Annotated in this window: 18 protein-coding genes; 10 read left to right on the top strand and 8 right to left on the bottom strand. The window is 46.1% G+C overall.

Annotation, left to right across the window (positions count from 1 at the left end):
- Positions 1-2 precede the first annotated feature (2 nt).
- Positions 3-1961, bottom strand: coding sequence for a sialate O-acetylesterase (locus tag AB4Z08_RS19845; RefSeq protein WP_441575516.1), 1959 nt, complete (start codon positions 1959-1961; stop codon positions 3-5).
- A 344-nt stretch (positions 1962-2305) separates the two neighbouring features.
- Between AB4Z08_RS19845 and AB4Z08_RS19850 the strand changes: the two genes are divergently transcribed.
- The 5 genes from AB4Z08_RS19850 (at position 2306) to AB4Z08_RS19870 (ending at position 9700) form a co-directional block, all read left to right on the top strand.
- On the top strand, positions 2306-4558 hold the full coding sequence (locus AB4Z08_RS19850) for a heavy metal translocating P-type ATPase (protein ID WP_441575517.1): 2253 nt from the start codon (positions 2306-2308) through the stop codon (positions 4556-4558).
- Between the two features lie 104 nt (positions 4559-4662).
- A complete protein-coding gene (locus AB4Z08_RS19855) occupies positions 4663-4875 on the top strand; it encodes a heavy-metal-associated domain-containing protein (protein WP_441575518.1) in 213 nt (70 codons plus the stop codon).
- A 53-nt stretch (positions 4876-4928) separates the two neighbouring features.
- On the top strand, positions 4929-5429 hold the full coding sequence (locus AB4Z08_RS19860; RefSeq protein ID WP_441575519.1) for a DUF3347 domain-containing protein: 501 nt from the start codon (positions 4929-4931) through the stop codon (positions 5427-5429).
- 16 nt (positions 5430-5445) lie between these two features.
- Positions 5446-7650 (top strand): multicopper oxidase domain-containing protein, encoded by a 2205-nt coding sequence (locus tag AB4Z08_RS19865; RefSeq protein ID WP_441575520.1) that lies wholly within the window; start codon positions 5446-5448, stop codon positions 7648-7650.
- 10 nt (positions 7651-7660) lie between these two features.
- Positions 7661-9700 (top strand): copper-translocating P-type ATPase, encoded by a 2040-nt coding sequence (locus tag AB4Z08_RS19870; RefSeq protein WP_441575521.1) that lies wholly within the window; start codon positions 7661-7663, stop codon positions 9698-9700.
- A 180-nt stretch (positions 9701-9880) separates the two neighbouring features.
- On the opposite strand, the gene AB4Z08_RS19875 is transcribed toward AB4Z08_RS19870, so the two are convergent.
- From AB4Z08_RS19875 to AB4Z08_RS19900, 6 genes are all read right to left on the bottom strand, one after another.
- Positions 9881-12256 (bottom strand): ABC transporter permease, encoded by a 2376-nt coding sequence (locus AB4Z08_RS19875; protein WP_441575522.1) that lies wholly within the window; start codon positions 12254-12256, stop codon positions 9881-9883.
- Between the two features lie 205 nt (positions 12257-12461).
- Positions 12462-13058, bottom strand: a complete 597-nt coding sequence (locus AB4Z08_RS19880) for a short chain dehydrogenase (RefSeq protein ID WP_441575523.1) — start codon at positions 13056-13058, stop codon at positions 12462-12464.
- A gap of 49 nt (positions 13059-13107) precedes the next feature.
- Positions 13108-13749: a class I SAM-dependent methyltransferase gene (locus tag AB4Z08_RS19885; protein WP_441575524.1), complete on the bottom strand. Its 642-nt coding sequence runs from the start codon at positions 13747-13749 to the stop codon at positions 13108-13110.
- Positions 13750-13778: 29 nt separating this feature from the next.
- Positions 13779-14006, bottom strand: a complete 228-nt coding sequence (locus AB4Z08_RS19890; RefSeq protein WP_441575525.1) for a hypothetical protein — start codon at positions 14004-14006, stop codon at positions 13779-13781.
- A 97-nt stretch (positions 14007-14103) separates the two neighbouring features.
- The gene (locus AB4Z08_RS19895; protein WP_441575526.1) at positions 14104-14961 is read right to left on the bottom strand and encodes an AraC family transcriptional regulator; all 858 of its coding nucleotides are present in this window, start codon (positions 14959-14961) and stop codon (positions 14104-14106) included.
- 36 nt (positions 14962-14997) lie between these two features.
- A complete protein-coding gene (locus AB4Z08_RS19900; protein ID WP_441575527.1) occupies positions 14998-16332 on the bottom strand; it encodes an amidohydrolase family protein in 1335 nt (444 codons plus the stop codon).
- A gap of 144 nt (positions 16333-16476) precedes the next feature.
- On the opposite strand from AB4Z08_RS19900, the gene AB4Z08_RS19905 reads away from it, so the two are divergent.
- Positions 16477-16836: a hypothetical protein gene (locus tag AB4Z08_RS19905; RefSeq protein WP_441575528.1), complete on the top strand. Its 360-nt coding sequence runs from the start codon at positions 16477-16479 to the stop codon at positions 16834-16836.
- Between the two features lie 98 nt (positions 16837-16934).
- Here AB4Z08_RS19905 and AB4Z08_RS19910 read toward each other — a convergent pair whose 3' ends face one another.
- Positions 16935-17930: a S1C family serine protease gene (locus tag AB4Z08_RS19910; protein WP_441575529.1), complete on the bottom strand. Its 996-nt coding sequence runs from the start codon at positions 17928-17930 to the stop codon at positions 16935-16937.
- A gap of 157 nt (positions 17931-18087) precedes the next feature.
- On the opposite strand from AB4Z08_RS19910, the gene AB4Z08_RS19915 reads away from it, so the two are divergent.
- The 4 genes from AB4Z08_RS19915 to AB4Z08_RS19930 all read left to right on the top strand — a co-directional run bounded on the left by AB4Z08_RS19915 (position 18088) and on the right by AB4Z08_RS19930 (position 24704).
- Positions 18088-18660, top strand: a complete 573-nt coding sequence (locus AB4Z08_RS19915; RefSeq protein WP_441575530.1) for an RNA polymerase sigma-70 factor — start codon at positions 18088-18090, stop codon at positions 18658-18660.
- A gap of 86 nt (positions 18661-18746) precedes the next feature.
- Positions 18747-19784 (top strand): FecR domain-containing protein, encoded by a 1038-nt coding sequence (locus AB4Z08_RS19920; RefSeq protein WP_441575531.1) that lies wholly within the window; start codon positions 18747-18749, stop codon positions 19782-19784.
- A 241-nt stretch (positions 19785-20025) separates the two neighbouring features.
- A complete protein-coding gene (locus AB4Z08_RS19925) occupies positions 20026-23199 on the top strand; it encodes a TonB-dependent receptor (RefSeq protein WP_441575532.1) in 3174 nt (1057 codons plus the stop codon).
- Positions 23200-23210: 11 nt separating this feature from the next.
- The gene (locus tag AB4Z08_RS19930) at positions 23211-24704 is read left to right on the top strand and encodes a RagB/SusD family nutrient uptake outer membrane protein (RefSeq protein WP_441575533.1); all 1494 of its coding nucleotides are present in this window, start codon (positions 23211-23213) and stop codon (positions 24702-24704) included.
- Positions 24705-24735: the final 31 nt, after the last annotated feature.

The following is a 24735-nucleotide window of genomic DNA, read 5'->3' on the forward strand; positions in this document are numbered from 1 at the left end:
ACTTATCGCACGCTGTATTTCTTATCTTCCGTAACACTCTTCCAGTTATCAGTGCGGAAGGGGGCTGCCGGAAAGCCTTCTTTATTAAAGAGGTTATCTTCCAGGTTATCATCTGCCCAACCATAACGTACGGCTACCGGGCTGCTTACTTCATCTGTGTATACCACTACTTTATCTCCATCGATGTATGCTTTGGCATAATGAAATTGCTGATCAGTGCCGGCTATTTCAAATCCTCTGATGTAACCATATTTATCTTTAACCGTTAAACCGCCGCCGGTGCTGGTAAAGCTGAGTGTGATTTTGTTACCGTTTGTTTGCATAGACTGATATACAGGGCCGCTGAATATATTATTTTGTCCATAGGTGTTATGCAGCGCTACCGCGGCCAATCTTTTGCCCACATCCTGTTTGTTTCTTGGGTGAATATCTTTAGGCTCACCTATATCCGTGATAACGGCCATGCCTGTATTAGGGACGTTGAGAGAGAGGGTTTGTGCTTCTCTCAGCTCTGCCCATTTGCTACCGTTTTGACTGTTACCGTTGGCGGAGTTGAAGCTGGCCAGTTGTACAAAGTAAAACGGAAATTCGCCCTGGTTCCATAACCTGCGCCAGTCGTTGATCAGCAGCGGAAAGGCTTTTCTGTATTGGTAGGCACGGTCAGCATTACTTTCGCCCTGGTACCAGATGGCGCCTTTAATAGCAAAAGGTATTATCGGATGGATCATGGCATTATACAGCAGGGAAGGGTAGCTGTTTGGACCAACGTTATTGTCTGCAGTGATCACGGAAGCGATGCGGAACGCCCAGTTGCCTGCCAGTGATTGTTTGTGGCCGGCTATGTTTACAAACAGATCGGACGATTCCCCTGTAAAGCCGCCACCGCCGCCGGTGTCCTGTATTTTTACGGCAATCACATTATTGCCTGCTTTTAATACACCTGCCGGTATCTGATACACGCGGCTGGCACTGTACAGATTAGTGCTGCCTACACGCGTGCCATTGATATAGGTAACATCGTTATCGTCTATTGGGCCCAGACTCAGTTCTGCCGGTTTGCCGGCGTCTGCGGGCGCTATATTAAAGTTGTTGCGGAACCATACTTCTCCATCAAAATCAGGAAGCTGTTGTGTTTCCCATGCACCGGGAACTTTCATTTTCAGCCACGACTGGTCGGCGATATTTTCTGACGACCAGGAGGTGGCAGTAGCAGCATCTGGCAAACCGCCCTGTAATGTTTGAATGGTTTTTGCTACCCTGTTTTTGTTGACGAGAGCGAAAGAATCCAGGTTCAATACCGGTGTGTTTTTCATCAGGTCACTGAAGGCTTCGTTGTCAGTCAGGCCTTCGCGGCTGATCCATGTTTCCACGATGGTGCCACCCCAGGAAGTATGTATTAAGCCAATGGGTACATGTAGTTGTTCATTGAGTGTACGGGCAAAGAAGTAGCCTACGGCTGTGAAATCACCGGTATTTTCAGGACTGGCAGGTAACCAGGCGCTTTGCTTGATATCGGCTTTGGGCGTGGCGGAAATATCTTTCGGTAAATAAAAGTGCCGGATATCAGGGTTGGCGGAAGCCGCCTTTTCTCTGTCGGCATTCAACACATCTTTGACATGAAACTCCATGTTCGACTGCCCGCTGCAGATCCATACATCCCCCATGAGGACATCATGTACCGTAATGTCGTTTTGACCTTTTACCGACAGGTTATAGGGGCCGCCGGCTTTTTCGGGATTCAGCAATACTTTCCACTGCCCGTTTTTATCTGCTTTGACGGTCTTTGTTTGCTGATTAAACCGGATGGTAATCTTTTCATTCTTATCTGCCCAGCCCCATACAGGAATTGGCTTATCACGCTGCAGGATCATATTATCCCCGAAAATGTTGGGCAAACGAACGGTAGCGAAGGCCATGGAACTTATCATGGTAGCCGCCAATAATAAAACTCTTTTTTTCATAATTGTGGTATTGTCTGAATAAAGTTGTCAGGGAAACCCCGTGGAATCGCTATGCGAGTATAAATGTAAGAAAGACATTTTTTATTTTATAACTTTTATATGGGAATGGTTTGTTAAGCGGCATTCTGCTCCCTGGAAATGAGCGATAGATAATAACATAACGGCCTGCTTGCCCGTTAAACGTTGTCCGGTATAGCCGTTAACGTAGGAAATGGTGGTTTTGAAGTAGATATGACACCGGGATCTGTTCCGGTAATACTTAAAATTATATACAACTAATACTAAATAGTGTAACAATTCCCCTTCCTGCGGGGAGTAGCTTTGCATAATAAAATTAGTCAATTATGTCAATCGCTATATCCGCGCAGCCTGTTGCTGCACGTACAAAGAATCAGATTAAAGAATCATTCCCGGTGCTGGAAATGACCTGTGCCGCCTGTGCTGTCAGCGTAGAATCTATGCTGAAATCAGTAACTGGTGTGGAAGATGCAGGGGTGAACTTCGCCAACCAGCGTGCCTGGGTAGTGTATGACCCCGGCGTGGTTACGCCGGAAGGGCTGCAAAGCAGCGTCCGCAGTGTGGGCTACGACTTGCTGATCAACAAGGAAAACCAGGAGGAAGAACAGGCTGCTGCACAGCAAAAGCATTACCAACAGGTAAAACAAAGAACCATCTGGTCGGCTGCCCTGTCGTTGCCGGTAGTGATTATAGGTATGTTTTTCATGGATATGCCCTATGGCAACTATATCATGATGGCGTTTGCCACACCTGTGGTATTTTTTCTGGGCCGTCACTTTTTTGTGAACGCGTGGAAACAAGCCCGACACGGTAAAGCCAATATGGACACCCTGGTAGCATTGAGCACCGGTATTGCCTGGCTATTCAGTGCCTTTAATACTTTTTACCCTGAATTCTGGCACCAACGTGGCTTGCATGCACATGTTTACTTTGAAGCAGCAGCGGTAGTCATCGCCTTTATCTCTCTCGGAAAATTACTGGAAGAAAAAGCAAAATCAAATACTTCTTCTGCCATCAAAAAACTGATCGGCTTACAGCCTAAAACCGTGTTGCTGGTAGGCAGTGATGGCAGTACCACCGAAATTCCCATTGCACAGGTACAGGTAAACGATCTGCTGGTGGTAAAGCCAGGTGAGAAGATCCCGGTGGATGGTAAAGTAGACAACGGTACTTCGTATGTAGATGAAAGTATGATTACCGGTGAACCCGTACCGGTGGCTAAGAAGGCAGGCGACTCCGTGTTTGCCGGTACTATCAATCAGAAAGGGAGCTTTCAGTTCCGGGCTGAAAAAGTAGGGGCAGACACGCTGCTGGCTCAGATCATTAAAATGGTGCAGGAAGCCCAGGGGAGTAAAGCGCCGGTGCAGAAACTGGTCGATAAAATTGCCGGCATCTTCGTACCGGTGGTGATAGGTATTGCTATCTTAACTTTCATCACATGGATGGTATTGGGCACAGACAATGCTTTTAGTCATGCTTTGCTCACCGCTGTTACCGTACTGGTGATTGCCTGCCCCTGTGCGCTGGGACTGGCCACACCTACCGCTATCATGGTAGGTGTAGGTAAGGGCGCCGAAAATAATATCCTCATCAGGGATGCAGAAAGCCTGGAGCTGGCGCATAAAGTAAATGCCCTGATACTGGACAAAACAGGTACCATTACAGAAGGCAAGCCGGTGGTGACAGATATTATCTGGAACATTACAGATACTAATGCCGCAGCAGTTTTATACGCGCTGGAACGTCAATCGGAGCATCCGCTGGCAGAAGCCGTGGTAGCTCACCTGGAAGGGGATCATACCAAACCTGTCACCCTGCAACACTTTGAAAGTATTACCGGACAAGGGGTGGAAGGAAATTATGATGGCCGCACCTGGTATGCAGGTAATCTGAAGCTGATGCAGGCACATGGCGTGATCATGGATGGAGCGATTACCGCCAAGGCAGGCGCTTTACAGGCGGCCGCCAACACTGTGATCTATTTTGCTACCGGCACGACCTTGCTGGCCGTGGTCGCGATTGCAGACAAAATTAAAGCCACTTCCAAAGCAGCGATTGAAACATTGCAGCGCAGTGGAATAGAAGTATATATGCTGACAGGTGACAATGCCCACACCGCGGCGGCAGTGGCGCAACAGGTAGGCATTAAGCATTACCGGGCAGAAGTGCTGCCAGCCTTTAAAGCAGCTTTTGTAAAAGAATTACAACAGTCCGGTAAAGTGGTGGCCATGGCCGGTGATGGTATCAACGATTCGCAGGCACTGGCGCAGGCAGATGTGAGCATCGCCATGGGGAAGGGATCCGATATTGCCATGGATGTGGCAAAGATGACTCTGATCACCTCTGACCTGAACAGTATTCCCCGGGCATTCAAATTATCCGGAAAAACTGTCCGCACCATTAAACAAAATCTCTTCTGGGCGTTTATATATAATATCATCGGTATTCCCATTGCGGCGGGTATTTTATTCCCGGTCAATGGTTTCTTACTGGATCCCATGATTGCAGGGGCTGCGATGGCATTAAGCTCAGTGAGTGTAGTCAGCAACAGCTTACGCCTCAAAATGGCAAAACTATAATTATGTAAAAGGAATCATGAATTGTATAACAACACACGCTTCCTTCGTACGTAATTTTACAACATCAAATAAATATTCATCTCACGAAAAAAAAGAATCATACAATGGAAACAGTACAGTTTAAAACAAACATTAAATGTTCAGGATGTATAGCAACGGTAACGCCTGTATTAAATAACCTCGCCGGCGCTGATAACTGGAGCGTAGACCTGGCCAGCCCGGATAAAGTATTGACCGTGTCAAAAGAAAATTTGGATAAAAGCGAAGTCAGGGTAGCAATAGAAAAAGCAGGTTATAAAGCGGAAGCATTGTCTTAATACAGCCGCCTCCGGGCATGGATGAATTTCTTAAAAAAATAAAACAATTTAACATGAAAAAGATATTACTGGCAGGAATAGTATTGGTGGCCGCATTTTTTCAGCAAAGCATGGCACAGGATAAAACAGTATCTGCGCAACTGTCTCCTTTACTTTCTCACTATTATCAGATTAAAGATGCACTGATCAGCAGCAATGCAACGGCAGTAGCCGCTCAGGCCGATGAATTCGCAAAAGCCGCTGCCAGTGTAGATATGACATCCATGCCCGCTGCTACACATACCGCTTATATGCCATTGTCGGAGAAACTGTTGGCCGATGCCAAAGCAATGTCTGGCACAAAAGATATCAGCAAACAGCGGGAATATTTCAAAACCTTCTCCGATAACTTTTATTTACTGGCCAAAGCGGTACCACTGTCCGCACAACCAGTATACCAGGAATACTGCCCCATGAAAAAAGCGTACTGGTTAAGCAGCAGCAACGCTATTAAAAATCCTTACTATGGTAATCAGATGCTGACCTGTGGTAAAGTAAGTGATACCATTAAGTAGTACTTTAATTTGAATTATGAAAGCAGTATTTCTGTATATAACATTGATGAGCCTGTGTAGTGTAGTTGCTGCACAGGCTTCTTTAAATCAGGCTCCCAGGGTGATCCGATACGATCTGTATGTAGGTGATACCATGGTGAATTACTCCGGTAAAACAAAGCATGCCCTGTCTATTAACGGTACCATTCCAGGACCCACCCTCCATTTGACGGAAGGAGATACCGCTGAAATATACGTACACAACACCCTGAAAGAGGAGACGTCTATTCACTGGCATGGGCTTATTTTACCCAACCAGTATGATGGTGTTTCCTACCTCACTACCAGTCCTGTAAAAGCAGGAGAAACACATCTGTACAGATTCCCCATTGTACAACATGGTACTTACTGGTACCACAGTCATACCATGTTCCAGGAACAGAGCGGGATGTATGGCGCGATTGTTATCCATAAAAGAAATGAAACTAACGCAAAGGAATATACGATGTTGCTGAGCGACTGGACAGATATGCATCCGCATACCGTGAACCGCTATCTGCACAATGCCAACGACTGGTTTGCGATTAAGAAAGGATCTGTACAGAGTTATTCCGAAGCCATTCAGCATAAACATTTTTCTACCAAGGTGACCAATGAATGGAAACGTATGAATGCCATGGATGTGAGTGACGTGTATTATGAACGTTTTCTCACAAATGGTAAAGCAGTGGCGGAACAACCCCAGTTCAAGGCCGGCGATAAAGTAAGATTGCGCATTATAAATGGTAGCTCTTCCACTTATTTCTGGCTGCATTATGCCGGCGGTAAAATCGCGGTGGTAGCCAATGATGGAGCAGATGTGGAACCGGTAGAAGTGGATCGTCTGCTGGTAGGCGTATCAGAAACCTATGATGTGATAGTGACCATACCGGATAATATGCAGTATGAATTTATGGCCACTGCCGAAGATCGTACTGGTAGTACTTCCCTGTGGCTGGGACAGGGCATGAAAATGCCGGCTAAACCATTGCCCCGGTTGAAATATTTTGAAGGGATGAAGATGATGAATGACATGATGAAGATGAACGGGGACCTGGATACCAGTGATGGCATGCAGATGACGAATCAGCAAATGGACATGAACACTGTGATGTATCCCGAAATCACCGGCGATGATAAGTCTGCTCCTATGGCCCATGATATGCATGGTATGCAGATGGACAGCACCGCCGGAGATATTGTAACACTGAACTATGGCATGTTAAAAGCTCCGGAGAAAACCACTTTACCTGCAGGGCCGGTGAAGCTGTTGAATTTTGAACTAACGGGTAATATGAATCGTTATGTATGGAGTATCAATAACAAAACAGTTTCCGAAACAGATAAGATCTTAATTAAGAAAGGAGAGATTGTAAGAATCGTGTTGTATAACAATACGATGATGCGGCATCCGATGCATTTGCATGGACATTTTTTCAGGGTATTGAATGGACAGGGAGAATATTCTCCGCTGAAAACCGTGCTGGACATCATGCCTATGGAAACGGATACGATTGAATTTGCCGCCACAGAAAGCGGGGACTGGTTCTTTCACTGTCATATTCTCTATCACATGATGAGTGGGATGGGACGTGTGTTCAGCTATGAAAATTCACCACCCAATCCGGAGGTGCCGGATCCGGCGATGGCTTACCGTATGCTGAAGAAAGATGATCGCATGTTGCATACCATGGCCAGAGTTGGACTTGAAAGTACCGGCAGTGACGGCGAAATCATGGTGGCGAATACACGTTACCGTTTGTCTACCGAATGGCGCCTGGGATTAAATGACCGGCATGGTTACGAGAGCGAGAGTCATTTTGGACGATACTTTGGTAAAATGCAATGGTTATTTCCCTACGTGGGATGGGATGTGCGTTACCGTAAGATGGACGAACCGGAGAAAAATTTATTCGGACAAAAGAATACCAAAGATTTCAGACAGGTGTTTCACGTAGGGTTGGAGTATACTTTGCCGATGCTGATTGTGGCAGATGCCTCTGTGGATACAGATGGGCGGCTGCGGTTTCAGCTGATGCGGGATGACGTACCGGTAACAAAGCGGCTGCGCTTCAGTTTTATGGTGAACACCGATAAAGAGTACATGGCAGGGTTCCGGTATATTGTGACCAAGAACTTTGCGTTTTCAACGCATTACGACAGTGACATGGGATTAGGCGCGGGGATTACATTAAGCTACTAAACTAACAGCAATGGAACATCAACATCAGCATACGGAAATGAAAATGGAACATGATATGTCGGCACATGATCATGCCGCCAAAGGACACAGCGGGCATCACGATCATCATGCCATGATGATCGCCGATTTCCGGAAACGTTTTTATATCGTGTTGGTACTCACCATCCCGGTGATGTTATTATCAAAAATGATCCAGCACTGGCTGGGCATTACGATTAGTTTTCCGGGAGATGCATACGTATTGATGCTACTGTCGTCTGTAGTCTTTGTATACGGTGGCTGGCCATTTCTGAAAGGCTGGTATGAAGAGATGAAGGCCTGGGAGCCGGGTATGATGACATTGATAGGATTTGCTATTACTGTGGCATATATCTACAGCGTGGCCACTGTATTAGGTTTGTCAGGAATGGATTTTTTCTGGGAGTTGACTACGTTGATCCTCATCATGTTGCTGGGGCATTGGATTGAAATGAAATCGGTAGCCGGTGCATCCAGGGAGTTGGAGTTGCTGGTACAGCTGATGCCGGATGAGGCACACCTGGTGCATGGGGAGCATGTCATGGAAGTAAAAACAGCTACACTCAAAGCCGGAGATATCATTTTAATTAAGCCGGGAGAAAAAGTAGCTGCGGATGGCAGCATTACAGAAGGGGAAACCTATTTGAATGAGAGTATGCTGACGGGCGAATCGAAACCGGTGCAGAAGCAGAAAAATGATAAAGTCATTGCGGGATCTATCAATGGCAATGGCGCTATTAAAGTGCTGGTGACACATGGGGCGGAAGACTCTTATTTATCGCAGGTAGTGAAGCTGGTGCAGGATGCGCAGCAATCCAAATCAAAAACGCAGTTGCTGGCAGATAAGGCGGCACGTTGGCTGACGCTGATCGCTATTCTTGCCGGGGTAGCTACTTTCTTATACTGGTGGTTAAGTGGCAGGGATTTATCTTTCGCCATAGAGCGGATGGTAACGGTGATCGTTATTTGTTGTCCGCATGCGTTAGGGCTGGCAGTGCCGCTGGTGATAGCAAAATCCACGGCGCTTTCTGCAAGGCATGGACTGTTGATTAAAAACCGCACGGACTTTGAGAATTCACGTAAAATCACCACCATCGTATTTGATAAAACGGGTACCCTTACGGTGGGACGTTTTGAAGTGGTACGTTTTGAAGCAATACAACAGGGGGGATCGAAAGAAATGATCCTGCAAATGGCGGCGGCGCTGGAGGGTAGCTCTGAGCATCCTATTGCTACGGGGATTATCAGTAAGGTCAAAGCATTGCAGTTATCGGTGCCGGCGGCAGAAAATGTGACAGCGATTACGGGCAAAGGAATCACAGGCCGGGTAGATGGCAAAGATGTGAAAGTGGTGAGTCCGGGTTTTATAACAGAGCAGTTTAAGGACCGTAATGTGAGCGCAGACATACAATCCGGGGAGACGGTTGTTTATGTAATGATGAATGAGGTGATTGCAGGTTTTATTGCGCTGGCAGATCAGATCAGACCGGAATCTGCAGGGGCTATTGCTACATTAAAAGCAAATAATATTAAAACGGTGTTGCTCACAGGGGATAATAAAGTGGTGGCGGAAAGCGTGAGTAAAACGTTGGGTATGGATAGTTTCATCGCGGAAGTATTGCCGCATCAGAAGCTGGACAAAATCAAGGAATTACAGCAGCATGGCGAGTTTGTGGCCATGACGGGCGATGGAATAAATGATGCGCCGGCATTGGCACAGGCCAATGTGGGCATTGCGATTGGCAGTGGAAGTGATGTGGCAGCAGAAACGGCGGGTATTGTGCTGGTGAACAGTAATCCTCAGGATGTGGTGAACCTGATTTTATTTGGGAAAGCCACCTGGCGTAAAATGATTCAAAACCTGGCCTGGGCAACGGGCTATAATATAGTGGCGTTACCGTTAGCGGCCGGGGTATTGTATAAAGAAGGTATTTTGCTGAGTCCCGCTGCCGGAGCGGTTTTGATGACTGTCAGCACTGTAATGGTAGCCATTAATGCCAGTATGTTAAAAGTGAAAGGGTCAGGGAAATAAGTATTGTGTATTTTGCGGAGGATGTATGCATGTGATAGTATTTGTTTTCGATTTCCCGGTTTACGAATTTATTAATGCAGCCTAAGACGCGCAAAAAAAGAATGAACTGGGAGAAATGAAGAAGGGGATCATTGCTAACGGCAGCGATCCCCTTCTTGAATATAGGATTAAATGGTAAGTCTACTCGGATTTCAGACTTTTCACCGGGTTCATGAGGGCGGTCTTTATAGCCGTGTAACCCACGGTGAGCATTACGACTACAATAGAGATAACGATGGCGAGCGCAAAAACGCTGATGCCCAGGTTAATGCGATAAGCAAAAGTATCCAGCCAGCGGCTCATGGCGAGCCAGGCCAGCGGTGCTGCCACCATAAAAGCCATCAGCAACATATAGATAAATTCTTTGCTGAACAGCCATACAATACTTTCTACACTGGCGCCCAGTGTTTTCCGGATCCCTACCTCTTTGGTTCTTTGGGCAGCCATAAAAGATACAAGGCCATACAATCCAATACAGCCAATGATAATAGAGATGCCGGTGAACATTTTGATCAGCCGGAAGATCATCATGTCCAGTTTATAGAATTCGGCGAGTTGTTCGTCGAGGAAAGCGTATTTATAAAAGTATTGCGGATAAACATCTTTCCAGGCTTTTGCCATCACAGGTTCCATTTTCTGGAATTGATCCATATTCATCTTTATGGCGCAATTGGAATAGTTATCACTGATGGTAGAGATAAATATAGGGTCTATGGCTTCATGGAACGAGCGTGTGTGAAAATCTTTTACCACACCTACTACGCTGCCCTTACCTCCATTAATATTGACTTGTTTGCCTAACACGGCTTCATTGGATGCCAGTTGGAGACTTTTTACGGTAGTTTCATTCACGAGGAACTCCCGTGCGGTATCTGAAGGCAGCAGGTTGCGACCAGCCAGGAGCTGTAAACCAAACGTGCCTACATAATTGGCATCGCCGGCCCTGTTGTAAATAGTAAACTTTTCTGCTTCTGTCCGGGTATCAAACAGGATGCTGGTAGAAGGAGATTTGGCGGTGGCAGGGGCATTGCCGCAAAAAGTAACCTGCTCCACTCCCGGAATCTGGGATAATAATGATCGCAGGGTACTTAACTTTGAAGCACTGTTATCGGGAACCGGCAACATCACGATGGCATCTTTCCGGAACCCGGGGTTTGCTTCTTTGGAATAGCGCATCTGGTTGGCAATCACGATGGTACCGATAATCAGTAACTGAGAAATCGCAAACTGCGTAATGACGAGCCCTTTTCTGAGTGACAGGCCACCTGCATTTTTTTGCGACAGTTTATTTTTAAGGGCCAGTATTGGTTGAAAGCCGGCGATGATCATTCCGGGATATGCACCGGAGAGTAGCACCACCGACAGGAATAGCAAAGGTAAAAACAACAGGAGGTAGGTATCTCCCAAAATATTGATCCGCAGCTGTACATCGAAAAGGTGGTTGAGATAGGGTAACGCCAGTTGAGCCAGCAAATAGGCCAGGAGCATGGCAATAAAAACAACTACTGCTGTTTCAATGATAAACTGTAGAAAAATTTGTCCGCGGTAACTACCCAATACTTTGCGCAGGCCAATTTCTTTTGAGCGTCCCAGCGCCTGGGCAATGGTAAGATTTACGAAATTGATGCAGGTAGTAATGATCAGCAGCAGGCCAATGAATACCATGACCCACAGGTTTTTCTTTTCGATGTAACCATTTAACGCCGGATTGAAATGGATGTCGGCAATAGGCTGCAGCTGGAATTGGAATAATTTTGCCGCCTCTTTATCGTAATATTTTGTGGAGACAACAGGTAGTAATTTACTATTTACATCTGTTGCAGCCACACCTGGTTTCAGTAACACAAAACATTGCATGCCTCTGTTCACGTTCAGCCACCAGTCTTTTTCCACTAACCAGGGCGAATGATTTTTCAGGTTATCAAACGGGAAATAAATTTCAGCACGGAAGTCGGTGTTGGCCGGAATATTTTGCAGGATGCCTGTTATGGTAAAATGCAGGGTGTCATCGAGCTGAATGGTTTTGCCGATAGCATCTGTAGTCCCGAAATATTTTTTAGCGATTCTTTCTGTGATAACAGTGGTATAAGGTTCCTTTAGCATGCTGGCAGAGGCGCCGGTTAATAAAGGAAAGCGGAGCATGTCGAAGTAGGAGGGATCAGCAAAAGCAACATCTTCTTCAAACTTTTTATCATGAGAAGTGGAGATCACTTTTTTACCCAGTGAGGCTATCCTTGCCAGTTTTTCGGATACGGCAAAATCATTGCGGAAGGCATCTCCTAAAGGAAAAGGGACGCCGGCATTGTAACGTATTTTATCTTCATGAAAGGCGGTGACAATCCTGTAAATTCTGTCTTTATTGGGGTGGAAGGTATCAAAGCTCAGGTGATATTTTACCATGGTAAAAATCAGTATGATACAGGCGATTCCCAGGGCAAGTCCGGATATATTGATGACAGCATGTGTTTTGAAGCGTTTTAAGCTCCGCCAGGCAGCCTTGAAATAGTTTGTTATCATAGTAACAGGTTGACGCCGGATAGTGTTAAAAAAGATGCCAGTAGTTAAGGCTTAGGAGTATCAATCTTTTTGATAATTTTATTTTTTAAATATGTCCGGATCTGTACACCTGTTTGTGCGGTTTTGTTGAGTGAGCTGGCTTTCTGCATAAGTCTGTATCCGCAGGCTATGACCTGCGGACACAGACTGTTTTATGGCGTAAAAATTAAATCACTTTTATTACCTGTCCGGTACCTGCACCGAGTATACTTTTGAGATAGCCGTATACCACCTGTTTCATGGTAACGGGAATATGTCCCGGGAAATAGGGGAAGTAGGCCGGGGACTCTTCCACCACGGTAGGACTTACCGCATTGATACGTACACCGTTCTCCAGTTCAATAGCAGCAGCACGTGCAAATGCTTCTACTGCTCCATTGACGGCAGAAGGGTTAGCGCCACTTACCACCGGATCATTCGTCAGTACGCCGGCGGTTAAAGTAAAGGAACCTTTGGGGTTGATATGGTGTTGCCCAATGAGTACCAGGTTGATTTGTCCCATTAATTTGCTCTCAACGCCTATTCTGAATTCCTTATCTGTCATGTTTTTCAGAGGACCGAAATAGGCATCTCCTGCGGTGCATACCAGTGCATCGAATGCACCTGCCTGTTTGAATAAATTTTCTATAGATGCAGGGGAGGTAATATCGGTTTGAATATCGCCACTTTTAGAACCTACTCTTATAATCTCGTGATCTTTTTCCAGGGAACTTGCCACGTGCTTTCCGATGGTACCACTTGCGCCTACGATGATAATTTTCATTGATGTAAATTTTTATTTTTTATAAAGAAATAACCGGGTATAAGGGAAGTTACGAAGAACGCTTTCGTCCTACAAATCTAACTACAGCACCTTTCCCGATATGATACTCACCCTCATTTAACAGGATGTCTTCTTCGATCAGCATGATCGGGTCATAGTTTTCAAAGTCAGCACGGATCTCTGCTTCAGAGAATAACATATCCAGATCATCGGGACCGCCTACTTTAGGATCCAGGATTTTCAGTTCCAGGTGCCTTTTGCTGAAAGCTTCCAGGATAATGATACCACCTGGTTTGAGATAGTCATTTAATTTTTTGTGAAGGATAGATTTTCTTTCGGCATCAAAATGAGCATAAATTAATCCCATGGCATCAAAGGAAGCGTTTTCAAAGGGTAGCTGCTCCAGGTCTCCCACCATATACTCCATGGTAACATGCTGCTCCCCGGCGAGTTGTAATGCTTTAGCCTTTCCTTCAGCACTCAGATCAAATGAAGTTACTTTCCATCCTGACATAGCCGCAAACACCCCATTCCGTCCTTCGCCATCTGCCGGCATCAATATAGATCCGGGTTCAAATTTCTGAAGCCATTCTTTGAAAAAGAGATTGGGTTCTTTTCCATAGGCGTAGGTTGCTTCTTTATATCGGTCATCCCATTTGTTTTTGTACATCTCATTCCAGGTTTGTGTCATGTTGCTGGGTTTTAATTTTTAAAGAATAATCATTTTTTGTTACCGTGCCGGGAGGAGATCCGGCGGATGATCATATCCACCAGTGGCAGTCCAAGAAATATGATGCAGGGAACTAAAGTGATCGTTAACAAAAGTGTTCTCTGATATAATGGAAATGCAGATAATGGCTTGCCAAACAAATAAAGAAACAGGGTGATAGATGGATAGATGATGATCCAGATTTTCAGGGAAGCAATTAACTTATTCTTTGTTTTCATATTAAGAGATTACTTTTTGACAACATTGTTTTATCTGTTGCAAAAGTAAGATCAGCCGCATTAGCCATGATAGGACAAAGATGTAGTTGTGTGGTACTTATTTGAAGTGATGCCTGAATGTTTCCGGTGAGTGACCGGTATGCTTTTTAAAGAACCTGATGAAATAGGAAACGTCTTCGTATCCCAGGAGATCCGCGATCTGGTTTATTTGATTAGATGTTACCAGCAGGTATCTTTTGGCTTCCAGTATAATATATTCATTCATCACTTCAGAACAGGTTTTGCCTAACGTTGTTTTTGTGACAGCATTGAGCTGATAGGTAGAAAGATTCAGCATTTCAGCATATTGCGCCACCTGTTTATGGTCAGCAACATGTGTTTCCAAAAGCGCCAGGAAAGCTTCCAGTTGTTCTTGTACATAGAGGTTCGCTTTATCGGCCGGGGTATTGTTATTTTTTCGTGTTAATTCGATAAAGAAGATCCGCATATTTGCTTTGATCACTTCCTGGTACTGTTCCTGTTTGTCGGTATGTTCCTGGAAGATATTGGCGAGGATCGTCAGCAACTTTTGAAATCTGCCGGTGTCAAGCGTATACTGATTGTTACTACTGGCTTTGCGTAATAGTTGACTAGCTGCATTGTCAGCAGAAGAATAGAACTCGTTTCTAAAATGCATCATATATCCCGTGCCTCCTGCTTTTAGGGTGAGTTGGTGCACCTGACCGGGGCGCATAAAGAAAATGGTATGATTACCAATTGGGTAAGGGGTAAAGTCTATTTCATGCTGACCAGCTCCTTTTTTCAGCGCAAGTACATAAAAGAAGTCATGTCTGTGAAGTTCCTGTACCATATCTGCTCCGGCAAGAACATCCTGGAGATCCCGGATGTTGAAGCTTTCAGCGGCATTCAGTTCTTTTTGTGCAGCATGGATATGTCTTATTGGTATTTTTATCATTAACGGGTATTCTTGCCGTGAAGGTGCGAAAAATATTTATGGCAACAATGGACCTTTACTTACTTCAATACCTGCTTTATACACTGCTGATATTTTGCGGGTGTTTTTTATATCCTGTGCAGGGTTGCCATCGAGTATTATAAAGTCTGCGGTTTTTCCGACGGAGATAGTACCGTATTGATCATTTATTTTCAATGCTTTCGCCGCATTGCTGGTGGCGATGGTAATCGCCTGTAAAGGTGTGAGCCCTGCCTGCACCAGCAGTTCCATTTCCAGGTGTTCAGAAAACCCCTGCGTGCGTACCGGCTGCGCGCCGGAATCGGTGCCAAGCGCCACCAGTATGCCTGCATCTGCTATGATCTTTACATTTTTCAGGGCTGTTTCAAAGGCATGTATATTCCGTTGGTAGGAAGGGCTGTTTTTCAGGTTGTCCTGATATGTCTGGGAGGTAATCGTTTCATATGTGCCGGGTTCCAGCGAAGCTTTGAAGAAAGGATCATCGATCCATTCCGGCTTACGGGCATAGATATACGCATATTCATCAAGAGAAAGGGTAGGAATGTAGATGGTCCCTTTGGTTTTCATTTGTTGCAGCAATGTGGCATCAATTTCCTGATCACGGATACTGTGTGCAATGATGTCGAGGCCATTGCTGACAAGGCGGTGGGCATCTGCGAGGTAATACAGATGGGCTGCCACCCGTATATGATGCTGGTGTGCGCGCGTGATGATGGCTTTATATATTGCGCTGTCCATTTTAGGGGAGGAGCCGCCAAAGTCATCTACCCACATTTTTATAACGGTGGGTTTGAGCGCTGCTACACTGTCCATTTCGCGGATAGCCTGTGCCACGGTGGCGGGGTGATAGATCTTCTTCATAGCAGGTGCGCCTTTGAACGCTGCAAAGCCGTAGCCGGCAGAGAACAGTCTTGCACCAGGTAATAGTCCATTAACAGCCGAATCCCGCAGCCCCGTTTCAAAGAGCATGGGCTCATCAGAACCCATGACCAGGATATTGGTCACGCCATAGTCGGTGTATTTTTTCAACTGTGATAATATATTTTTCCGGGTATAAGGATCTGTTTTATTATCATTGCCCTGTATCATTCCAATATGTACATGACTGCTGATGATTGCCGGCATCACTGTTTTACCTTGCCCGTTGATGACGGTGGCGCCATTAGCGGTTTGGTTTGGACCAACTTTAACAATAATGCCTCCTTTAATGAGGATATCGGTATGTTCCACAGGAGCGCCGCCATTGCCGTCTATGAGGGTGATGTTTTTCAGCAGGATGGTTTTTACCGGAGGTGCCGGCTGAAAGGCAAGCAGGCAGGTTAGTGTGAGGAGTAGTAACAGATAGTTTTTCATAACAAAGATATTCTGAACAGGAATTTAAGCATTTAGTGGAAGAGGAGCAAATAGGAATGGTTGAATGGAGAATCTTTATAGTCTTGAAATTAATGTATAGATAATTTCAATGGCATTATACAAAAACAAATAATAGCATTTAAAATGAGTGTTGACGTAAACGATGTCTACTGGCATGATTCGGAAGTTAAGAACATTATTATTAACCGGGAAGATCCTGGAAATATAGATACTATTAAGTTTGAAGTTGACTGGTGGGAGAGTGGAAACAAAGGGGCGCTTATCTTTGAAAAGGTTTATTTTATAAAGATGGAATTAAATATGGGTATGCATGTAAATGAAATGCTGGATACGGTTACCATTGATAATAATGACGCCGATTTCATTAAACATGAAAAAATCAATGGCGGCTATGAGCCCAACACAAATTGCTATGTGATAAAGATGCTGACAACAGGGAGCGATATAAAAGTGATTGCGGCTAAAATAGTGGTGATTGATTGATATTGCCCGGCATCAAAATATATACATGATTATAGAAAGCTGCCCATTAAGTATAAAGGACTTTAAGGGCAGCTTTAAATTTCCTGGTGTTATCTCCTCTATTGTTTAATCTCTCCCGGAATCACTTCTACCACTACCTTTCTTCCTCCCCGCAGCACATCTACAGTGATCCTTTTCCCGATCTGTTTTTCTGAGAGCAGAAGGTGAAGGGCATCTACAGAAGCCACTGGTTTGTCGTCGAAGGCGATGATAATATCACCGATATGTAGTTCGGTATTGTAGAAATTTCCGTCCGGTACTGTTTCGTACACATATACCCCGGTTTGGACGGATAGTTTGTTGGCGGCAATCATGCGGCTGCTGAGATTCACCGGATGTGCGGCGATGCCCAGTTGTGCCCGTCTGATTTTGCCGTGCAGGATTAGTTGTCCTGCTATCTGAGCGGCCAGATTAGAGGAGATGGCGAAGCAGAGCCCCTGTGCGGAGGCGATGACCGCAGTGTTTACACCAATGACCTGTCCCCTGGAGTTGACCAGCGGTCCGCCGCTGTTGCCCGGATTGAGGGCCGCATCGGTTTGTATCACATCGTCTATCAGCCGGCCGTTGCTGGCACGGAGGGTACGTCCCAATGCGCTCACCACACCGGCGGTGACAGTATATTGCAGCCCCATAGGGTTGCCGATAGCGATGGCGATCTGGCCTACCTGTAAAGTGGATGAATCGGCGAGTGGCATTGCTTTAAGCCCCGTTTCATCAATTTTCAGTACGGCAATATCTGTGGAGGGGTCGGCGCCTTTAATTTCGGCGCTGACTCTTCTGCCATCAACAAAAGATACTTTAATGCTTTCAGCATTTTCTACCACGTGGTTGTTGGTAATGATGAAGCCATCAGAAGAAATAATGAAGCCGGAGCCGGTACCCACCTGCGTGCGCCTTTCCCGCGTACGCCGGTCGCTTACCTTTTTCTGTACTTCTATATGTACCACCGATTCAGCAACAGTACCCACTACACCGGTAACGGTCTGGGAATAGGCATCTAATAAACTCCAATCGTTCGACGCCTGGTGCGTAAGAAATGAAATTGAGTTATCCATAATGATAAATGCGCTCAAATTTATTTCCAGAATGGCGCAGGTGCCGTTTTGGCATTCATTACAACAATTTTATGTCATCTTTGCCATGAATGCCCTGCTAAAAATCATAATTATTTAGCTATTTTGACGGTCAATGTTTTTCGTCTAATAAGGGTCTATGCCAGGAACTGATTTACAGGCAATGTGGGATGCTGTTTACATAGCGGACGATCAACAGTCGTTCCGGAAGTTGTTTAACCATTTTTACGGCGGATTAGTGCGTTTTGCAACAGATCTGTCTATCAGCAGGGAGGCCGCAGAAGAAATCGTGTCCGATGTTTTTATTCAGCTCTGGAAAAACCGGAAGAACAGTGAACCCATCCTGCATGTGAAAACCTATTTATTTACAGCTGTACGTAATCGCTGTTATAATCACCACCGTGACCACTACAAGCATCAGTGGCTGGAACTGGAAGCCGACAACGCCCCGCTGACCGGCGATGTGCACCCACAGCTGGAATGGAAGGAAATGCAGGGCTGGCTCGACAAAGCCATCGCCACACTATCTCCGCAGGGACGTACCATTTTTCGCCTGGTCCGCGAAGAAGGATTTAAATACAAAGAAGTAGCCGCCCTCCTGGAAATTTCCCCACGCACCGTAGAAACCCAACTGGTAAGAGCTACCAGCCGCCTACGCCAGGCATTACAACACTATGGCAGCGGTTTCGACCAGAAAATTCCTGTCCGCTAAAAAATATTTTCTCTTCCTGTAGGTAATCGGTTTCATTTTCGTGTCTCTCCCTGTAGGGAACATTTGTTCGTTTAAACAAATTATACATGGACAGTCACCGGCTGGATGAATTAATGACCGCAAAACTGAGTGGCACGCTGGACGATGCCGGTCAGCGGGAATTGACGCAATTACTGGAACAGCACCCGGAATGGGCGCAGGAGCTTACCTTGCTGGAACAATACTGGCAGGCCGTTCCCATAGAGGAGGCACCTGCCGATACTGTTTTTAGTGAGATGATGGCAAAAGCGGAACCTCCGGAAGCTACGAAAGTTGTCCCGTTCCGGCACGACTGGTGGAAATGGGCGGCTGCTGCGGTAGTCATAGGATTCTTACTCAGTGCTGCTCTCTGGTTATTGCCGGGTGACCGGGCGAAACCGCCTGATCTGGAATTGGTGCAAACCCGTAATGGTGAGCGGCGGCAATTCCGGCTCAGCGATGGTAGCATCGTACACCTGAATGCATCCAGCCGCGTTACGTTTGATCTTAATAATTCCAGTCGCGAAATATGGCTGGAAGGGGAGGCTTACTTTGAAGTAGCTAAAGATCCGAAACGCCCTTTTATTGTTCACGCCGCCGCGATGAATATTCATGCACTCGGTACCTCCTTTAACGTGAAAGCTTATCCCGGCGATCCCCGTTATGAAACCACTTTGCTGGAAGGTGCAGTAGAAGTATATCTCAATAAAACACCTGCGCATAAAATACGCTTACGTCCCTACGAAAAAGTAGCGTACGATAACAACAATGCGATCTCATCTTCGGAAAAAAAACTGGAACTAAAGCAGGTGATATCAAAAGTAGTGCAGGCAAAAGCGAATGCACTGCCGGCGATAGACAGTACGATATCAGAAACAGYCTGGGTGAGCAACCGGCTGCAGTTTGAATCGCTCGACTTTGCACAACTGGCTACCCTGCTGGAACGTTGGTATGGGGTGAAAATTATATTCCGCAATGATCAGGTAAAAAGATATGTATTCAGTGGCTCCTTCGCGTCAGAAACTGTTAGCCAGGCCCTGCAGGCATTGCAGCTGACAGAGGATTTTCACTTCGATAACAATGGCACGCAAATCATCATTTATTAAGCACACGTTCAATTAAAAACCGTTTATGAAAAGCTAACAACCATCTAACAGTTCAATGAAAAAAACACAGGAAATGCTACTAACATTCCCTGTGCGAAGGTTAATCAGCAACGCGCCAGCTCCTTTGGACGGGATGGCAGGGCATTGCTATTGTATCACCTATTATCACAAATTTATGGAAAAAGTCAACCAATCGGATGCATGCCGGCGAAGAACGGCTATGCTCAAGCATTTGATCATTATGAAGCTATCATTCTTTATTGTCCTGCTTTCCTGTATGCAGGTGGCTGCCACGGGATATTCCCAGAAGCACATCAACCTGAACATGAAAGATACAGAGATCAAAAAGGTATTGGACCGCATCGCGGGGCAGTCCGATGTGCGCTTTCTGTACAGCAACCGCAAAGTAAATCTGCAACAACGGGTGAGCATCATCGCCTGGGAAGAATCCCTGCAAAGCGTACTGGATAAAGTCCTCACCGGTACCGGCTTTACCTACAAAGAGCTGGAAGGCCACCTGGTGGTGATCATTCCTGAACATACCGAATGGGAAAACATAAAAGTAAAAGGCCACATCACCGGCGCTGATGATCATGTTCCTTTACCCGGTGTAACGGTGCAGGTAAAAGGCACCACTATCGGTACCCTCACCGATGAAAACGGCAACTTCTCCCTGGATGCTCCCTCCGGTGGAACACTGTTATTCCGCTACGTAGGCTACGAACCACTTGAATTACCGGTAAAACCGGCCATGGATGTGCAGCTGAAAAAATCTTCCAGCGCCTTAACGGAAGTCGTGGTGATCGGTTATGGTGTTACCCAGAAAAAAGACCTCACGGGTTCTATCGTCAGCATCACCCCCAAGGAATTTAATAAAGGTATTATCAGCAACCCTGTGCAGGTATTGCAGGGTAAAGTAGCCGGCCTGGTGATCAGCAAGCCAGGTGGTAACCCCAACGGTACGGTAAGTATCCGCCTGAGAGGAGCGTCTTCGTTATCTGCCAGTAGTCAGCCGCTCTTTGTAGTAGATGGTATTCCCGGTATCGATATCAATGCAGTACCACCGGATGATATCGTATCGATTGATGTATTGAAAGATGCTTCCGCAGCGGCTATCTATGGTTCCCGCGGCGCCAACGGCGTTATCATTGTTACTACCCGCCGAGGTAAAGAAGGTGCTCCGCAGGTATCCTACAGCGGTTATATAGGTATGGAGAAGATGTCTAACACCTACAATGTGCTGAACGCATCAGACTACCGCAAATACCTGAAAGATAATAATATTGATGCTTCGGCATTTGACCTGGGCGCTTCTACCAATTGGCAGAAAGCCATTACCCGCACCGGTATCAGTCATAGTCACAATATTTCCATGAGCGGAGGAAGAGATAATACCCGCTACAGCGCCTCCGTCAATTATCTCAACAACGAGGGCGTAGTACTGAACTCCGGCCTGGAACGTACTATCGGACGTATTACCCTGGATCAGGGCGTTTTCGATAACCGCCTCCGGCTGGGACTGTCCATGAACTACGTAGGAGAGAAGAACAAATATGTAGGCGCAGATCCCGATGGGAACGGCGACAACCGCATATGGGAACAGGCCATCGCCTATAATCCTACCGCCCCCATCTATAATGCAGATGGCAGCTACTTTGAAAAGCTCGATATCAACGATAACTATAATCCCGTAGCACTGGCCAACCAGATCAAACATCAGCGGGCATTGAACCGGTTTATTGGTTCTGCGAAAGCTACGTACGATATTACCAGTCACCTCACGTACGATCTGTTACTCGGCCTGGAACGTGCTTCCAGCGACCGTGGCCTGTATTATTCCAAAAAATCACCGGTAACAGAAGGCGCCGGCAGCAATGGTACCGCTACCCGCGCTTCTAAAACATGGGATAACAAAACACTGGAAACTTATTTCACCTATAGTCAGCAATGGCAGAAGCATGTGTTGAAGGTAACTGCTGGTTACTCTTATCAGAATTTCTTCCAGAACAGCATGTCTGCCGGCAATACACAGTTTGTATCTGATATTTTCAGCTATAACAACCTGGGTGCTGGTCAGGGCGATCAGCCTGCGGTAGCTTCCGGCGCCGAGGAAAACTCGCTGGTATCTTTCATAGGCCGTGTGTTCTATAGTTACAATGATAAGTACCTGTTGACCGGTACGGTCCGCAGAGATGGCTCTACCCGTTTTGGTAAAGATAAAAAATGGGGAACGTTCCCCTCTGCCTCGCTGGCATGGCGTATTACACAGGAGCCTTTTATGCAAAACAGCAGCTGGCTGCAGGACCTGAAATTTCGTGTAGGCTATGGCGTTACCGGTAACCAGGAAATCCAGAATTATAAATCCCCACTCACTTACAGTCCCGGTGGCAAAGTGCTGGACAATGGCCGCTGGGTGACTTCTTACCAGATCGGTCAAAATGAAAATCCCAATCTGCGCTGGGAGTCTGCCGCACAGTTTAATGCCGGCTTTGACTTTACTATGTTTAAAGGAAGACTCAGCGGAACGCTGGAGTACTATGATAAGCGCACTAAAGACCTGCTCTTTAATTACAACGTGCCTTCCCCGCCTTACCTGTTTCCCACCATGCTGGCGAATGTAGGTAAGATCAGCAATAAAGGGGTGGAGCTGTCGCTGACTGGTGCTATTATTGAGCATAAAGATTTCAGCTGGAATGCTTCCTTCAATATCTCCCGCAACTATAACGAAATCCTTTCTATCGCCAACGATCAGTACAAGAGTGATGCGATATATGATGGTACCGTAGGTGCCCGTGGCTTAACGGCCGTGCAGATCGTAAAAGTAGTACCTGGTTATTCCATCGGTACATTTTATATTCCGCATTATACCGGTGTAGATGCCAATGGGAATCAGCAATTCGAAGACCTGGATGGCAGTGGTACTTTTGACTTCCGCAGCGACAGCCGCGTAGCAGGTAATGGGTTGCCTAAATACCAGGCAGGACTGGCGAATACCTTCCGATACAAAAACTTTGACCTCAACTTTTTATTACGCAGCCTGTTTGGCTACCAGATCTTCAATGCCACCGACCTGGTGTTGAGTGATCGTTTCAGCCGTTTACCCGGCCGTAATGCCATGGCGAAGTATGCAGACAGCAATGTCAAGGGTACTTATGTATCCGACCGGTTTATTGAAAACGGTGCTTTCCTGCGCCTGGACAACTTCTCCCTGGGATATAGCCTACCTGCTGCGAGGAGTAAGCTGTTCGCCAATCCACGGGTATATATCTCCGGACAAAACCTGTTTGTGATCACGAAATATTCCGGGCTTGATCCGGAATTGCCGATAGACGGACTGGCACCGGGTATTGATAACCGTAACGTATATCCGAAAACACGCTCTTTCGCATTGGGCTTTACGGTCAACTTTAAATAAAAACGATTCACATGAAAGCAACATTTCTGAAATATACATTGCTGGCCGGTATGGCAATCTCCGTGTTCAGCTGCACCAAACTCGATGAAACATTTTATGATCGTGGCACAGACGAGAACTTCCTCAAAACCGAAGATGAGTTGAATGCCTTTGCCAACGGGGCATATGCCAAACTGCGCAGTTATCGCGACAGCTACTGGAAAATGAATGAAGTGACCACGGACGAAACAACTGTGCCCTCCCGTGGCGCCGACTGGAACGAAGGTGGCTTATGGCGGGTGCTCATCAGCCATGAGTTTCCTATCACACATCAGTATATCAATGATATGTGGAACTTCATTTACCGCGATGGTGTGAATCCGGTGAATGCTATCCTGCAGAAGCTGCAAAGTTCTGATGTGGTGCTGCCTACCAAAGACCAGATCATTGCGCAGATGAAAGTGCTGCGTGCGTTTCACTACTACCTGGCGATGGATGCCTTTGGTAATATTCCCATTGTAACGTCTTTCGAACAAACCGAGCCGCCAAAGAATACGCCCCGTGCGGAAGCTTTTGCTTTTATAGAAAAGGAAATCAAAGATAATATCAACGGACTGCCTGCCGCGCTGAACACTAAAAACTATGGTAAAGTAACCAAGGGCATGGCTTTTATGTTGCTGGCTAAGTTGTATGTGAATGCAGAAGTATATACCGGCACCCCACGCTGGGCTGATTGTATTCGTATGTGCGACTCCGTTACCAGCATGGGGTATCAGCTGGAGCCCAATTATTTTACGAATTTTTCTACCAAAAATGAAAATTCAAAAGAAAATATTTTTGTGGTGCCTTACGATGCTGTTAATGCAAAAGGTATGATGCTGCACTATCTGACACTGCACTATAACAACCGTTATACCTATGGTTTGCCCAGCTCGCCCTGGAATGGCTGGTGTACTTTGAAGGACTTTTATGAAGCCTATGAGGATACCGACAAACGTAAAACCATGTTCCTGGAAGGACAACAATATTCCCAGGATGGTACGCCGCTGAAAACTGAGCAGGGGGCGCCATTGATTTTTTCCCGTACCATCGGGGATCTAGCTAATGCTACACAAACAGAAGGCGTACGAATAGTAAAGTATGAGATCGAGAAAAATACGCCTTATTCCGATCAGGATAATGACCTTGTGATTTTCCGGTATGCGGATGCATTGATGCTGAAAGCAGAGTGCCTGTTACGTTTAGGGCAGGGCGGAACGGCACTACCACTGGTAAACCAGGTGCGTGGCCGCAATTTTGAAACGGGTAATCCTATCACTATGCTTACGCTGGACAATCTCCTTGCTGAGCGTGGTCGCGAATTTATCTGGGAGGGATGCCGCCGTCAGGATCTGATCCGCTTTGGTAAATGGAACAGCACCTGGCAATTCCATCCGGCAGATCAGCCGTTCCGGAAGTTGTTCCCGATCCCGCAAGCTCAGCTGGATGCGAATCCCAACCTGGTACAGAATGCAGGATATAAATAATGGAGAAGTATTAAACAGGAGCCGCAAAAGG

This window comes from Chitinophaga sp. RAB17 (assembly GCF_052114225.1).
Taxonomy (GTDB): domain Bacteria; phylum Bacteroidota; class Bacteroidia; order Chitinophagales; family Chitinophagaceae; genus Chitinophaga.

Bases quoted from the DNA above. Each gene is read 5' to 3' on its own strand.
- AB4Z08_RS19905 (WP_441575528.1), top strand. From the start codon at position 16,477: ATGAGTGTTGACGTAAACGATGTCTACTGGCATGATTCGGAAGTTAAG.
- AB4Z08_RS19895 (WP_441575526.1), bottom strand. From the start codon at position 14,961: ATGATAAAAATACCAATAAGACATATCCATGCTGCACAAAAAGAACTG.
- AB4Z08_RS19890 (WP_441575525.1), bottom strand. From the start codon at position 14,006: ATGAAAACAAAGAATAAGTTAATTGCTTCCCTGAAAATCTGGATCATC.
- AB4Z08_RS19870 (WP_441575521.1), top strand. From the start codon at position 7,661: ATGGAACATCAACATCAGCATACGGAAATGAAAATGGAACATGATATG.
- AB4Z08_RS19880 (WP_441575523.1), bottom strand. From the start codon at position 13,058: ATGAAAATTATCATCGTAGGCGCAAGTGGTACCATCGGAAAGCACGTG.
- AB4Z08_RS19930 (WP_441575533.1), top strand. From the start codon at position 23,211: ATGAAAGCAACATTTCTGAAATATACATTGCTGGCCGGTATGGCAATC.
- AB4Z08_RS19875 (WP_441575522.1), bottom strand. From the start codon at position 12,256: ATGATAACAAACTATTTCAAGGCTGCCTGGCGGAGCTTAAAACGCTTC.
- AB4Z08_RS19910 (WP_441575529.1), bottom strand. From the start codon at position 17,930: ATGGATAACTCAATTTCATTTCTTACGCACCAGGCGTCGAACGATTGG.
- AB4Z08_RS19860 (WP_441575519.1), top strand. From the start codon at position 4,929: ATGAAAAAGATATTACTGGCAGGAATAGTATTGGTGGCCGCATTTTTT.
- AB4Z08_RS19850 (WP_441575517.1), top strand. From the start codon at position 2,306: ATGTCAATCGCTATATCCGCGCAGCCTGTTGCTGCACGTACAAAGAAT.
- AB4Z08_RS19845 (WP_441575516.1), bottom strand. From the start codon at position 1,961: ATGAAAAAAAGAGTTTTATTATTGGCGGCTACCATGATAAGTTCCATG.
- AB4Z08_RS19855 (WP_441575518.1), top strand. From the start codon at position 4,663: ATGGAAACAGTACAGTTTAAAACAAACATTAAATGTTCAGGATGTATA.
- AB4Z08_RS19885 (WP_441575524.1), bottom strand. From the start codon at position 13,749: ATGACACAAACCTGGAATGAGATGTACAAAAACAAATGGGATGACCGA.
- AB4Z08_RS19915 (WP_441575530.1), top strand. From the start codon at position 18,088: ATGCCAGGAACTGATTTACAGGCAATGTGGGATGCTGTTTACATAGCG.
- AB4Z08_RS19865 (WP_441575520.1), top strand. From the start codon at position 5,446: ATGAAAGCAGTATTTCTGTATATAACATTGATGAGCCTGTGTAGTGTA.
- AB4Z08_RS19900 (WP_441575527.1), bottom strand. From the start codon at position 16,332: ATGAAAAACTATCTGTTACTACTCCTCACACTAACCTGCCTGCTTGCC.
- AB4Z08_RS19925 (WP_441575532.1), top strand. From the start codon at position 20,026: ATGAAGCTATCATTCTTTATTGTCCTGCTTTCCTGTATGCAGGTGGCT.